This is a genomic window from Malaciobacter marinus (assembly GCF_003544855.1).
Classification (GTDB): domain Bacteria; phylum Campylobacterota; class Campylobacteria; order Campylobacterales; family Arcobacteraceae; genus Malaciobacter; species Malaciobacter marinus.
Map to the genome: position 1 here is coordinate 594,963 of NZ_CP032101.1, position 15,553 is coordinate 610,515.

At 26.7% G+C, this 15,553-nt stretch carries 10 protein-coding genes; all 10 read left to right on the forward strand.

Annotated features, from left to right (window positions below; genetic code table 11):
• Nucleotides 1–5 precede the first annotated feature (5 nt).
• The 10 genes from AMRN_RS02930 (at nucleotide 6) to AMRN_RS02975 (ending at nucleotide 15,339) form a co-directional block, all read left to right on the forward strand.
• Nucleotides 6–587 carry a phosphatidylserine decarboxylase gene (locus tag AMRN_RS02930; protein ID WP_099311458.1) on the forward strand — a complete coding sequence of 194 codons (582 nt, stop codon included), beginning with the start codon at nucleotides 6–8 and terminating at the stop codon, nucleotides 585–587.
• Between the two features lie 145 nt (nucleotides 588–732).
• Entirely contained in the window at nucleotides 733–2,544 is a 1,812-nt protein-coding gene (locus AMRN_RS02935; protein ID WP_099311457.1) for a PAS domain S-box protein, read from the forward strand.
• A gap of 2 nt (nucleotides 2,545–2,546) precedes the next feature.
• On the forward strand, nucleotides 2,547–3,431 hold the full coding sequence (locus tag AMRN_RS02940) for a response regulator transcription factor (RefSeq protein ID WP_099311456.1): 885 nt from the start codon (nucleotides 2,547–2,549) through the stop codon (nucleotides 3,429–3,431).
• A gap of 1 nt (nucleotide 3,432) precedes the next feature.
• Complete coding sequence (locus tag AMRN_RS02945) at nucleotides 3,433–6,018, forward strand: sensor histidine kinase (RefSeq protein ID WP_118897353.1); 2,586 nt, start codon at nucleotides 3,433–3,435, stop codon at nucleotides 6,016–6,018.
• 272 nt (nucleotides 6,019–6,290) lie between these two features.
• The gene (locus AMRN_RS02950; protein ID WP_099312173.1) at nucleotides 6,291–7,844 is read left to right on the forward strand and encodes a 2-isopropylmalate synthase; all 1,554 of its coding nucleotides are present in this window, start codon (nucleotides 6,291–6,293) and stop codon (nucleotides 7,842–7,844) included.
• A gap of 96 nt (nucleotides 7,845–7,940) precedes the next feature.
• Nucleotides 7,941–9,542 (forward strand): cation:proton antiporter, encoded by a 1,602-nt coding sequence (locus AMRN_RS02955; protein ID WP_099312175.1) that lies wholly within the window; start codon nucleotides 7,941–7,943, stop codon nucleotides 9,540–9,542.
• A 66-nt stretch (nucleotides 9,543–9,608) separates the two neighbouring features.
• On the forward strand, nucleotides 9,609–11,639 hold the full coding sequence (locus AMRN_RS02960; protein ID WP_099312177.1) for a DUF1538 family protein: 2,031 nt from the start codon (nucleotides 9,609–9,611) through the stop codon (nucleotides 11,637–11,639).
• Complete coding sequence (locus AMRN_RS02965) at nucleotides 11,617–11,943, forward strand: thioredoxin family protein (protein WP_099312179.1); 327 nt, start codon at nucleotides 11,617–11,619, stop codon at nucleotides 11,941–11,943. Before AMRN_RS02960 ends, AMRN_RS02965 begins: the two co-directional genes overlap by 23 nt.
• Before the next feature lie 20 nt (nucleotides 11,944–11,963).
• Nucleotides 11,964–12,383: a heme-binding domain-containing protein gene (locus AMRN_RS02970; RefSeq protein WP_099312181.1), complete on the forward strand. Its 420-nt coding sequence runs from the start codon at nucleotides 11,964–11,966 to the stop codon at nucleotides 12,381–12,383.
• Nucleotide 12,384: 1 nt separating this feature from the next.
• Nucleotides 12,385–15,339 carry a MutS-related protein gene (locus AMRN_RS02975; protein ID WP_099312183.1) on the forward strand — a complete coding sequence of 985 codons (2,955 nt, stop codon included), beginning with the start codon at nucleotides 12,385–12,387 and terminating at the stop codon, nucleotides 15,337–15,339.
• Nucleotides 15,340–15,553 lie beyond the last annotated feature (214 nt).

The following is a 15,553-nucleotide window of genomic DNA, read 5'->3' on the forward strand; positions in this document are numbered from 1 at the left end:
AAGCTATGCTAGATAAATATATATTAAAACAAGGACAAAAGATATCATTATATCTTCTTGTCTTTGCTGTGTTTTTACAAGTAGTTGATTTAGAGTTTTTATCAATAATAACTTTTTTTCTTTTTTTCTTGTGTTTATATGTGTATAGGGTAAAAAAAATAATTATTGATAATGAAGCTTTTATTGTATCTGCAATAAGTGGAAAAGTTGAAGCAATTGATTTTAATGATAACTATTATTTAATCTATTTAAATGCTTCACTTTTTGATAATTCAGTTTTATTATCACCTGAAGACTCATTTGTAAAAATTGAAAGTTTAAGAAAAGGTCTTTTTTTACCTTTTGATGAAAAAAAAGCAAAGCTTTTAAATGAAAAAATAGTTTTATCTACTAAAAATACTATAATGGAACTTGTCTCTTCTTTTGCTACTGCGCCTTTGGATAAACCTATTGAAAAAGAGTATAAAAAAGGTGATCAACTTGGAGTATTTACTCAAGGTGAATTACTTTTAAAAATAGAAAAAAGTTTTTCTCTTAATATAAAAGTAGGGCAGACAATACAAGCAGGACAAACAATTTGCTATTAATAAAACTTTAGGAAATTTATTTCTAAAGTTTTTCTACTTATATCTATAAATTTACTTAAAACTACATACTAACCTTTTAAATGACACTAATTTTTACTAGAATATATATAAAATAGTTTTACTTTAGCTTTCTAAAGGATTTATTATGCAAGATGGTACGCAAATTTTAGGTTATTTATCGAAGATATCAATTTTATATGTTGAAGATGATAAATTTACACAAGATGAAGTAAGATATTTTCTTGAAACAAAAGTTAAGAACTTTTATTGTGCTAATAATGGCCAAGAAGGTTTGGATATTTTTTATAAAGAATCAATTGATGTAATTATTACAGATATACAAATGCCAATTCTTACAGGTCTTGAAATGGCAAAAAAAATAAAAGAAGAAAATAGTAGTATTCCCATAATTATAACAACTGCATATAATGACACAAAATATTTATTTGAATCAATAAATTTAGGTGTAAGTAATTATATAACTAAGCCTTTAAATTTAAAAGATATGATAGAAACTTTAGCTTCAATTGCAAAATCTATTCTTCTTGAAAAAGAGAAAGAACAAATACAAAATATTTTAACTCAATATAAAGATATTGTAGATGATCGCTCAATTATCTCAAAAACAGATATAAATGGAAAGATTATATATGTGAATAAACCTTTTTTGGAAATATCAGGTTATAAAAAAGAAGAGTTGATTGGTAAACCACATAGTATAATAAGACATCCTGATACAAATAAAGAATTTTTCTTATCAATGTGGCATTTAATCAAAAATGAAAAAAAATCTTGGCAAGGTGAAGTGAAAAATCAAGCAAAAGATGGAACTGCTTATTATCTTGATATGATTATAAAACCAATTTTAGATATTGATGGTAATATTGTTGAGTTTATCTCTTTATCAAATGATATTACTTATTTAACTCAAACTAAAGAGTATTTTAAAAAACAAACTGAAAAAAAATCCTTTGATTTAGATTCATCTATAAATATTATAGAACAATATGAAAATGCAATAGATAGAAGTAATATAATTATAAGGTTAGATTTAGATAAAAAGATAACTTATGTAAATGATGCTTTTGTTGATTCTTTAGGATATACAAAAGATGAAATAATTGGTTGTGATTACTCTATTTTAAAACAAACAAATTTGAAAAAAGAAGAGTATGAAAAAAAGATTGAGGCAATTTTTTCAAAAGATGGATGGAAAGGAAAAATAACAAATGAAAGTAAAGATGGCACTTTATTACATTTTGATGTGCATACTTTTCCTTTAAAAGATATAGATGGAAATATTTTTGAATATTTAGGCATTAGACATGAAATTACAGAAATAGTTAATTTGCATAAAGAAGTTGAAAATACACAAAGAGAGATAATTTATACATTAGGTGATGTGGGAGAATATAGAAGTCAAGAGACAGGACAGCATGTAAGAAGAGTTGCAGAATATTCAAAACTTTTAGCAAAAAAAGCAAAAATGAGTGATATTGAAATTGATGAAATTTTCACAGCTTCACCAATGCATGATATAGGTAAAGTTGCTATTCCTGATTCTATTTTAAATAAACCTGGAAAATTAGATGATAAAGAGTGGGAAATAATGAAAACCCATGCACAAATTGGTTATGAAATACTTAAAAGTTCACAAAGACCAATGTTAAAAGCAGCTGCAATGGTATCATATACTCATCATGAAAAATGGGATGGCAGTGGATACCCTAATGGTTTAAGGGGTGAAGATATTCATATTTATGGAAGAATTACTGCAATTGCAGATGTTTTTGATGCACTTGGAAGTGCTAGAACTTATAAAAGAGCTTGGCCTTTAGAAGATATTTTAAAACTTTTTAATGAACAAAAAGGTAAACATTTTGATCCAAATCTAATTGATTTATTTATGGATAATTTAGATGAATTTTTAGAAATTAAAGATAGGCTCAAGGATTAATTATGCATAGTTTTAATAAAGAGACTTTTAAAGATATAACACTTTTATATGTTGAAGATGATGAAATGACATTGGAAGAGATTTCATATTTTTTAAAAAGATATGTAAAAGAACTCTTTATTGCAAAAGATGGTGTTGAGGGTTTAGAATTATTTAAAAAGAAAAGACCTGATATAGTAATAACTGATATACAAATGCCAAAATTAAATGGATTAAATATGGCTGAAAAAATATTTGAAATTGATCCTAGTATTCCTATCGTAATTACAACAGCTCATAGTGAAAGTGATAGTTTAAGTAAAGCAATTGAGTTAGGAATTGATAAGTATTTATTAAAGCCAATAAATATGCAAGAAATATTAGCGATTATTAAAAAAAGTTTATATTTAGATACTTTGGAAAAAAAGAATAATAGTTATGAAGAGTATATACAGTTTATACTAGATTGTAATTCTACCTTTATGTTTGTAATGAATTCAAATAATGTTGAGTATGCAAATAAAAGCTTACTAGATTTGATGGGATTTGAAAACTTAGATACTTTTAATGAACAAATAAACAAGTGTAAAAATTTATTTGATATTGAAGAATTAAAAGCAAATGAAAACTGGATTGATTATGTTATTGCAAATAAACAAAGAAGACATTTAGTTAGACTTAAAAGTAGTAAATGTGAAAAGCTATTTAAAAGAGAGTTTTATGTTAGCTATAAATATTTTGAAAAAATGAATAAAAGTGTTTTTGTTTTTGTAGATAAAAATGAAGAGAAGTTAGACGAAATTCATAATATAAGTAATAAGTTAGTAAATGATTTAAATAATGGTATTTCAAATGAAAATTTGATGAATGAATTAAAAAGTATTTTAAATATTTCTAGTAGAAATTAATATGAAGAATTTAAGTATAAAAATAAAATTAATATTGCTTTTTATAATAATAAAAGTAGTACCTTTACTTCTTATTTCTTATATAGCTTTTATAGGAATTATAAAACTTGATAAATATTTTTCAAGTAGTACTAAAGAGCTTTTTTTAGAAAATAAACAAATAATTTCAAATACTGCAAATAAAGCAATTAGTGATAGTATTGAAATGCTTGATAAAAAATCACAACAATCTATAGAAAGGCTATCTTTTGAAATAGCAAAAAATGTAGCAAGCTTTTTATATCAAAGAGATGAAGATATTTTATTTCTTTCAAAAATTAAACTAGACCAAAAAGTATTAAGTGATTTTTATAAAAGTAAACAAAGAGAGATAATAGTACATGGAGAATACTATTATGATGAGAAAAGTAAAAGATGGGAATCAAGTAAGAGAATAAAAAGTATAAAAAGACAACAAAGAAAAGCCCAATTAAAAGATAATGAAAAAGAGTTTAATTATACAGACCCAAAAGAGTTAAAAAGAGTAAAAATACCAATCTATAAAGAAGTTAGCTACTTTGATATAAATGGAAAAGAGATATATAAAATATCACAAATAAATAAACAGTTGTTAGATATATCAAAAAAGAAAAATACATATGTAAACTCAGAAGAGTATTTTAAAAAAATAGAAGAGTTAAAAAAAGGGCAAATATATGTAAGTGATGTAATAGGGCAAAGTGTAAAAACAAATATAATAGGAACCTTTACAAAAAAGAAAGCAAAAGAAGCGAATATAGAATTTGAACCTCAAAATCATGGATATGCAGGGAAAGAGAATCCAAAAGGGAAGAAGTTTGAGGGAATAATAAGGTTTGTAACACCAGTATATAAAAAAGATAAAAAAGTAGGATATGTAAGTTTAGCATTAGATCATGAACATATAATGCAATTTACAGATACAGTAAATCCAGTGGATAAAAATCCAATACAAGATATAGCAGATGCAAGTGTAGGGAATTATGCATTTATGTGGGATTATGAGGGAAAGAATATTTCTCATCCAAGGGATTATTCAATAGTAGGGTATGATCCAAAGACAGGGAAACAAGCAATGCCATGGTTAAGTGAAGATGTGGCAAAGAAATATTATGCATCAAAAAAAGATATAAATGAATTTTTAAAAGATTATCCAAAGTTTGAAGAACAAAGTTTAAATAAAAAGCCAAATATGAAGCAGTTAATAAAAGATGGCAATGTAAATATAGATTGTAGATATTTAAACTTTGCACCACAATGTCAAGGTTGGATGCAGTTAACACAAAATGGAGGATATGGATCATTTATAATACATTGGAGTAATATATGGAAGCTATCAACAGCAGCAGCAATACCATACTATACAGGTAAGTATGCCAATAGTAAAAGAGGATTTGGTTTTGTAAGTATTACTGCAAATGTTGATGAATTTCATGCAGCTGCAAATAAAACGAAAGAGAAAATTAATGTTATTTTAGATTCTCAAACAAAAAATATGAATAAAAGTTTAGAAAAAAATAGAAATGAAATTGAAAAACTTATAATGCAAATGTTAAACGATATTACTATTTCTACAGTTGTAATGATTGTTTTAGTAATGATAATTGCCTTATTGATGTCAAGTTATATTAGTAAAAAAATCGAAAATATTTTATTAGGAACTAGAAAGTTTTCAAATAATGAGTTTAATTATAGGTTGAAAATAACATCAAATGATGAAATAGGTCAACTTGAAAACTCTTTTAATGAAATGGCAAATAAAATAGAAACATTAGTAAAAACACAAAATGATTTAAATAAAAGTTTAGAACAAAAAGTAGAAGAAGAGATAGAGAAACAAAGAAAACAAGAGCAGTTATTGATACAACAAAGTAAATTAGCAGCAATGGGAGAGATGATAGGAAATATAGCCCATCAATGGAGACAACCACTAAATGCATTGGGATTAGTAATGCAAAATATGCAGTTTGCATATAGTATGGGTGATTTGGATGATAAGTTTATGGAAAGAAGTATAAAAAAGACAAATATATTAACATCAAGTATGTCAAAAACAATAGATGATTTTAGAAACTTTTTTAAACCAAATAAAACAAAAGAGTATTTTGAGATAAATAAAACAGTAAAAAAAGCGATATATTTAATAGAATCAACATTTGAACATAGCTATATAGAAATAGAAAAAGAGTTTAGCAAAGAAGATATAGAAGTATATGGATATACAAATGAGTTTTCACAAAGTATATTAAATATATTATCAAATGCAAAAGATGCATTAATAGAAAAAAAAGTAGAAGATGCAAAGGTAAAAATAAGAGTCTATAAAGATAAAAATAGTGCAATAGTACAAATAGAAGATAATGCAAAAGGCATAAGTGAAGATATAAAAGATAAAATATTTGAGCCATATTTTACAACAAAAGAAGAGGGAAAAGGAACAGGTATAGGATTATATATGACAAAAACCATTATTGAAAATAGTATGGGTGGTGCTATTATTGTAGAAAACATTAATCTTGGTGCTTGTTTTACTATTTGTGTGCCTCTTTTGATAAAAGAAAAGATATAAACTTAAAATAGAGTTGTTTTGTCAAAAAAATCAAAATAACTCTTGACAAAAAAAGTTTTTTAAAATATAATTTGTCAAATTTATGGGAGAGTACAATGGAAATATTCGATTTTTATAATAATCAATTCATCAAAAGTGTTAACACTCTTCTTCTGCTTTCAAAATCACTCTAATAATTACACACAATAAATCAAAAAACAAATCAAGAATATAGTTTTTTTCTTTTAAAGAAAAATGGATATAATTAAGATACTTTTAAAAAGGTAAAAATCATGGATAATAATAAAATAGTTGTATTTGATACAACATTAAGGGATGGGGAGCAAAGTCCTGGGTGTTCTATGAACACAGAAGAGAAGATTAAAGTTGCTAAGCAATTAGAAAAATTAGGTGTTGATGTAATTGAAGCAGGTTTTGCAGCTGCTAGTCCAGGGGACTTTGATGCTGTTAGTAGAATTGCTGAACAAGTTGAAAAGTCTTCAATCTGTTCTTTAAGTAGAGCTGTTGAAAATGATATTAAACAAGCTGCTTTAGCAGTACAAAAAGCAAAAATGCATAGAATTCATACATTTATTGCAACTTCTCCTATTCATATGAAATATAAATTGAAAATGAGTGAAGAAGAAGTAATAAAAAGAGCAGTATATGCAGTTGAATATGCAAGAACTTTTGTTGATGATGTTGAGTTTTCTTTAGAAGATGCAGGAAGAAGTGAAATATCTTTTATGAAAGAGGTAATGGATGCAGTAATTGCTGCTGGAGCTACAACTATTAATTTACCTGATACTGTTGGATATAGATTACCAACAGAATTGGGAGCAATGGTTAAAGAGTTATCTGATTTTGCAGCAAATAGAGCAATAATTTCTGTTCATAATCACAATGACTTAGGTTTAGCAACAGCAAATACTTTAGCAGCTGTAACAAATGGTGCTAGACAAATTGAAGTAACAATGAATGGCTTAGGAGAAAGAGCTGGTAATTCTGCTTTAGAAGAATCAGTTATGGCTATTAAAACAAGACGTGATGCTTTTAAGGATTTATATACAAGTATAAATACAAAAGAGATTTATGCAACTTCAAGATTAGTCGCAACTATTACAGGTGTTGAGCCACAACAAAATAAAGCAATTGTTGGTAAAAATGCATTTGCTCATGAAAGTGGAATTCACCAAGATGGTGTATTGAAACATCAAGAAACATATGAGATTATGAGACCTGAAGATGTTGGTGTTATTAAAGATTCTACTTTAATTTTAGGAAAACATTCTGGGCGTGCTGCATTTAAAGACAAAATAACTAACTTAGGTTTTGATACAGTAACAAGTGAAGAATTAAATTCAGCCTTTGAAAAATTTAAAATTTTAGCAGATAAGAAAAAAGAAGTAACTGATGATGACATAAGAATGTTAATTACTGATGAGTCATTGAATCAAGATAAAATTTATGAGTTAGTTGGATTACAAATTTCTGACTGTTCAAACGGAGTGCCAACAGCAGCTGTTTCTATTAAACATAATGATGAAATTTTAACTGATGCAAATATTGGTAATGGAACAATGGATGCAATATTCAAAACAATTGATAGACTTACAGGATATAGCGGGGAGTTACAAAGTTATAATGTAATTTCTGTTACAGAAGGTAAAGATGCCTTAGCAAAAGTTACAACAAGAGTAGTTTTTGATGAAAGCTCTCCATCATTTGTGGGACATGGCTTAAGTGTTGATACAATGCTTGCAACGGCAAATGCATATGTTAGTGCATTAAACTCATATCTTTCACAAAAAGAAAGACTTGCAAAAAATAGTGAACATCAAGTATAAAAAATAAAGTAGTTTTAAACTACTTTATTAAGTTATTTATCTGTTTAAAAAGAAATTTTGATATAATCCTTATATTTTAATTTAGTAAGGATTTGGATGCTAACAGTTATAGTAACTTCTCTTTTTTTAGCTTTAACTATAAACATACTTTTAAAAAAAATTAATCTTCCTACCATTATTGGTTATATATTTACAGGTACAATTATCGCTTATGGTTTCAATCTTCATGATGCTGTTAATAATCATACATTAAAAGAGATTGCAGAGTTTGGTGTAGTATTTTTAATGTTTACAATAGGACTAGAATTTTCACTTAGTCATTTAAAAAAGATGAAAAATGAAGTATTTGTAGCAGGTACATTGCAAATTTTGATTACGGCTGTAATTGTTTTTTCTATTAGTTATTTTTTATTGGGTATTGAAAAAAATGTTTCATTTATCTTATCTTTAGCTATTGCTTTATCTTCAACAGCAATAGTTTTAAAAACTTTTAATGAAACTGGTGAAATAAATAGACGATATGGACAAAGAAGTTTAGGTATTTTGATTATGCAAGATATAGCAGTAATACCTATTTTATTAACAATTGGATTTATGAGCAGCGCATCAAATAGTTCTGTAACAGATGTTTTAGGCGAGATGGTTTTACATGCTGCGATGTTATTAGCACTTATGGTAATTATTGGAAAATATTTACTTGAACCTTTTTTTAAAGCAATAACTAAAACAAACTCAGATGAACTTTTTGTTGGTACAATACTATTTTTAGCAATTGGTGCTTCACTTTTAGCTCATGAATTAGGCTTTTCATATTCTCTTGGAGCTTTTATAGCAGGTATGTTAATTGCTGAAACTAGATATAAACACCAAGCAGAAGCTGATTTGGTGCCTTTTAGAGATTTGTTATTAGGTATCTTCTTTGTAACTGTTGGAATGCAGTTAAAGTTTGATATTATTTCTTTATATATTCATATAATTTTAGCTTTATTAGTTTCTGTGATGATTTTAAAATTTGTAATCATTTATGCTATTATTAGGATAAATGAAAATAAACGTGTAAGTATGAAAACAGCACTTAGTTTAGTTCAAGTTGGGGAATTTTCACTTGCATTACTTGAACTTGCAAGAACAGGTGGCTTAGTCCCAGCTCCATATGGCCAAATAATGATTGTAACTATTGTATTATCAATGATTATTACTCCAATAATTTTAAAAAATCTTACTTTTATTACGGATAAATTTAATCAAGAAGAAGAACCAAATGTTAATCAAGATTTGACTAGTTCTATATTATCAAATCATACTGTTATTTTAGGTTTAGGTGAGTTTGGAAGAAATATAGCAGATGATTTGTCAGCTTCTTCTGAAAAATATATAGCAATTGAAAATAACATTGAAAGTTTTTATAAGTCAATAAATAGTGGATATAATGTAGTTTTTGGAAATGCCACAAATAAAGATTTATTAAGAACTGTAAATTTAAAAGCAGCAAAATATGTAATTGTTGCAATAGATAATCCAAAAAAATTATATCAAGTATGTGATACAATTCAACAAGTTGTACCAATAGAAAAAATTATTGTAAAAATACATACAAAAAAAGAATCAGATATAATAAATGAATTTAATATTTCTAATGTATTTGTTGAAAATAGAATAACTAGTACAAAAATTACTGAATTAATTATAAATGAGTGAGACATATAAAAAAGAGGGGTTTATATTGAAAAGGAAATTAGTTTTACAATTTGAAAGTAGTACAAAATGACACAGTTTAACTTTTTTTTAAAACTTTTAAGAGATTCATTTAGAGATTTACTTCCAATAATAATAGTAATTTTATTTTTTCAGCTTACAATTATTCAAGATGTACCTGAAAATTGGCTTTCTACTACTATTGGATTAGTAATTGTTGGATTTGGGCTTGCTTTATTTTTACAAGGATTGGAAATAGGAATTTTTCCAATAGGGGAGAGTCTAGCAAGGGATTTTGCAAAAAGTAAGAATATAATTTGGATTCTTTTCTTTGGATTTTTGATTGGTTTTGGTACTACTATTGCTGAACCTGCACTAGCTGTTATTGCAGATAAAGCTGCTTCTATTTCTAGTGGTAGAATTGATGCAACAATATTAAGGCTTGTAGTTGCTGCTTCTGTTGGTTTTGCTATATTATTAGGTGTATTTAGAATAATAAAAGGTCATCCAATACACTACTATATTATTGCTGGATATATTTTAGTAGTGGGAGTAACTTTTTTTGCGCCAAAAGAGATAATTGGTTTAGCATATGATTTAGGTGGAGTTACAACTTCAACTGTAACAGTTCCATTAGTTGCAGCACTTGGAATTGGACTTGCAACTTCAATTAAAGGAAGAAACCCTGTAATTGATGGTTTTGGACTTATTGCTTTTGCTTCATTAACACCAATGATATTTGTGCAAATTTATGGAATTGCTGTATATAATCTATTTGAAGCAAAAGAAGTAGCCGATATTGCAATTAATGCAACGGCTTCAAGTACAATAAATATAAATATTTCTACTATTGTTTCTGGAATATTATCTGTAATTAAAGATGTAGCACCAATACTAGTTATAATACTTTTCTTTCAATATATTGTCTTAAGAAAAAAAATACAAAATGTAAAAACAGTATTTTTAGGTTTTGGTTTAGTTATTATTGGTTTATATGCTTTTATCCTTGGTCTTGAAATGGGTCTATTTTCACTTGGTGAATCAATGGCTTTCCAACTTACAAAAGGTAAATCTGTATTAATAATCTATACATTTGCTTTTGCAATTGGATTTTCAACTACTATGGCTGAGCCAGCATTGATGGCTATTGCAAAAAAAGCAAAAGAGATAAGTGATGGTAAAATTAATGATTTTGCATTAAGACTATTTGTTGCTTTTGGTGTTGCAATTGGTATTGCTTTAGGTGCTTTTAGAATTGTAGATGGTGGACATATACACTACTATATTATTTTTGGGTATATATTAGTGATTATTTTAACTTTTATGGCTCCTAAGTATATTATTCCTATTGCTTATGATAGTGGAGGAGTAACTACATCAACTGTAACAGTTCCACTTGTTGCAGCCCTTGGAATTGGACTTGCTACTTCGATTGAGGGAAGAAGTCCTTTAATTGATGGTTTTGGACTTATTGCATTTGCTTCACTATTTCCTATGATAACAGTAATGTTGTATGGAATATTTGTTGAAAAACTTGGAGTTAAATCTGATACTGAAATTGAAGCTGCAAATATTTTAAGAGATACTTTAATTGATGCTGAGAATATGGATTTAGCAACGGTTAATATTGATGGAAGTGATAGAAGACACTCATTGCCTATGGATTTTAGTGCAGTAGTTATAATAATTCCAGAAGATAAAAAACTTGATGCAATTCAAGCAGCAAGTAAAGCTGGTGCTGGAGGTGTAACTGTTTTAAAAGCTGATGGTATAGGACTTGATGGAATTGGCAATTTTTATAGAACATCTTTTGAAGCAAATGGTGTTTTATTGCTTTTCCTTCTTCCAAGTGCAATGGTAAACTCAGTAATAAAAGAGATTATACATTCATTGCATATTACTACTATTGGAAAAGGTATTGCTTTTGCTTTTCCTATTACACATATGAAAGGTATTAGTTTAACAAGACATGATATTTTTACACATAGAAAAGATCATAAAGATTCTAAAAATAATCCTGAAAATGCAAAAGAAGCAGAAGAGAGATTTAACCAAGAATTAGAAAAAGAATTATACAATGATACAAGTAAAAACAGTTGATTATATTAGTTCAAAGATTAATACAGGAGAAGCTGTATTAATCTATTTTAGTGGTGAGAATTGTTCTGTTTGTAGTGTTTTAAAATCAAAAATAGAGCAAGAAATATCAAAGAACTTTCCAAAAATACAAATGTATGAAGTCAAAGCTGAATTATATAAACAAGTAGCAAGTCATTTTACGGTATTTTCTATACCAACAATATTGGTTTTTTTTGATAAAAAAGAGTTCAAAAGACAAGGAAGAAATTTAAGTGTTTCTTTATTTATAAAAGAGCTTGAAAGACCATATAATCTATTTATTTAATTTATCAACTAGGATTTTATATGAAAAAAACACTTCTCATTTTCTTTGTTATTTTTGTAGTTATGCAATTTATAAGACCAGAACAAAAAAATACAAAAATAGTAAAAGAGTTAGAAATTGTTGCAAAGCCTGAGGTTATGAATTTATTTAAAACTTCATGTTATGATTGTCATTCAAATAAAACAAATTGGCCTTGGTATTCTCAAGTAGCACCATTTTCTTGGGTTATTACTTCGCATGTTAATGACGGAAGAAGTGCTTTAAATTTCACACAATGGAATAACTATGATAAACAAAAGCAAGAAGAGAAACTAAGATCAATCTATAAAAAAGTTTATGCAGCTATGCCACTTAAAAGTTATACTTCTTTTCATGAAGAAGCAGATTTAACAAAAGAGCAAAGAGAAATGATTAGAAACTGGACTGGAGTGAGAAGATAAATTGAGACAAGAAGTTCAAGAACTATTAGATGATAAAAAAATCTTACTTACATACACATATTTTAAACTTCAAAAACTATTTGAAGAAAAATATGGTAAAAATACTATTGTTCTTATGGAAATAGGAACTTTTTTTGAAGTTTATGAAGTAAATAATGATAAAGAGCAAATAGGTAAAGCAAAAGAGATTGCTGAGCTTTTAAATATACAACTAACAAGAAAAAACAAATCAATTTTAGAAAATTCTCAAGATAATCCTATCATGGCAGGTGTTCCTGCTATATCTTTTGATAAACACCTTTCAAGAATAATAAATGAACAAAAATATACAGTAGTTGTTATAAGACAAAGAGGTCTTCCTCCTAAGGTCTCAAGATATTTAGATACAGTTATTAGTCCAGGAACAAATTTTGATTTTGTAGTTGACCAAGATGAAAATAATATTACTTCTTTAGTTGTTGATCAAGTAAAAGGAATATATCTAATAGGTTACAGTGCAATTGATGTAACAACAGGTAAGTGCTATTATAATGAAGTACATGGTACAAGTGAAGATAAGTTTTATGCACTTGATGAAGCTTTTAACTATATGAATATGCATAAAACAAATGAAATAGTTGTAACCTTTGCAGATAAAAATATAAATCAAAAAGAAGTGATTGACTACTTAGAGTTAAAATTAAAAACTTTTCATATTGGAAGTTTTAGGCCAAAAATTACTTATCAAAATGAATTATTTAAAAATGTATTTAATATTCAATCACTTCTTACTTCAATAGAACATCTTGATATGGAAAGAGTGCCTTTAAGTAGTGAAAGCTTAGCTATATTAATTGATTTTGTTATTGGTCATGATTCAAATATTATTCAAAAGTTATCAATGCCTGTAAAACTTGATATTTCAAAATACATATATTTAGGAAACAATGCATTAGAGCAATTAAATATAATAGAAACTTCTCATAATCCAAGTTTAATTAAACTTTTAAATAATACTTCAACTGCCATGGGAAAAAGACTTCTAAAAGAAAGACTTACTCATCCTGTAAAAGATACAAAAGAGATATTAAGAAGATTTAATTTATCAAAAGAGTTATTTGATTATTATGCTCCAATAGAAAATGAATTAGCAAATATTTATGATATTGAAAGACTTACAAGAAGAATAAAACTTGCAAGATTACACCCTTTTGAATTAAACTATTTATATGACTCTTTATTAAGCATAAAAGAAGTCGTAAAGTTTATGGAAAGTTATAAGTTTTTTACTCCTCCTTGTAGTTCTAAAGAGTTGGAACTTTTTATTAATTCAATTGATTCTACTTTTGATTTAGATATATCTGGTAAGTATATGTTAAAAGATGTAGAAGCAAATATGGTTTGCGAGGGAATAAATGTTCAAATTGATGAATTAACTAGACAAAATGATGAACTTTACTCAAAATTAGAGTTATTAAAGTCACATATTTTAACATATTTAAAAAGTGATGATAAAAATCAAGTAAGTATAAATAGGCTTGATAAAGAGGGCTTTTATTTAGCACTTACTAAAAATAGATACAATCTAATAAAAGATGAATTACTAAATTCACATATTATTATAGATGATGAGCTTTTATTAGTTAAAGATTTTAAAATAAAAGTGCAAACTACAAATGTGAAAATATCGTGCAGTTTAACAGAGACTATTTCAGATAAATATGTACATAATCTAAGAAAAATAATAGAATTAAATAAACTTGTATTTAAAGAAAAACTAGTAGAGTTTGAGAAAAAATTTGCAATATTATTAGAAGAACTTGTACAGTTTATAGCAGAGATTGATTTAACAGTTTCAAATGTAAAAACAGCTAAAAAATATAATTATACATGCCCTAAAATAGTAAAAACAAAAGATGATGAAAACTTTTTAGAGCTAGTTGAGCTTAGACATCCTATTATTGAAGCAAATGAAGAACAAGGTATTTATGTTCCAAATGATGTGGTTTTAGGAGAGCTAAGTTATGCCTCAAAAGAGCAAAAAAACAATGTAATAGTAAAAAACTCAAACCCTTTAAATATAACAGATAATAAAATGCATGGAGTTTTACTTTATGGTATAAACTCATCTGGTAAATCTTCACTTATGAAATCAATAGGAATTGCTGTTATTTTAGCACAAGCAGGTTTTTATGTACCTGCAAAATCTATGAGATTTTCAGTTTTTGATGCAGTTTATACAAGAATTAGTGGAGCTGATAATATTGCAAAAGGTTTATCTTCATTTGCTGTTGAGATGCTTGAACTTAAAAATATTTTCAATAGAGCAACAAAAAAATCTTTAGTTTTAGGAGATGAGATTTCTCATAGTACTGAAACTATGAGTGGTTTAAGTATTGTTGCAAGTGCTATATTAAAACTTGCAAAACTAGAATCAATTTTTGTTTTTGCAACGCACTTACATCAATTACCAGAGATAAAAGAGATAGAAAAACTAAGAAATATTATCTCTTTACATCTATCAGTTATGTATGAAGATAAAGAAGATAAGCTTATTTTTGATAGAAAACTAGCCTTTGGAAGTGGTTCTTCTATGTATGGATTAGAGTATGCAAAATCACTTCATATGGATAAAGAGTTTTTAAGCGTTGCAAATGATATTAGAAAACGTTTAACAGATGATTATGATAAAATAGAAAGACTTACACAGAAAAAAACCTCAAAATATAATAAAGATGTATTTGCCTCAACTTGTGTAATATGTGGAAAAGCTTGTGATGATGTTCATCATATAAAAGAGCAAGCAAGAGCAAACAAAGATGGCTTTATAGGTCATATGAATGCAAATCATAAATATAATTTAATTCCTTTATGCAAAGAGCATCATAAATTAGTTCATGAAGGCAAAATAAATATAAATGGATTTGTAGCAACCTCAAATGGTTTGGAGCTTCATTATACAAGTTTAGAAGAGTAGTATGTTAATTTAAATGGTATTTATCACAAGTTTTGCCTCACTTTTAAATTTTCTATGATTAATTATATAAAAGTCTTTCAATTATGAGACAAAAAATCTTATAGGTTAATTATTTGAAATATCATTTAGGATGTTAAAAACATATAATGAATAAACACATTGGGAAACTGAAAGTATTAATGTTATAATTGTATAGATATTATTAAATATCATC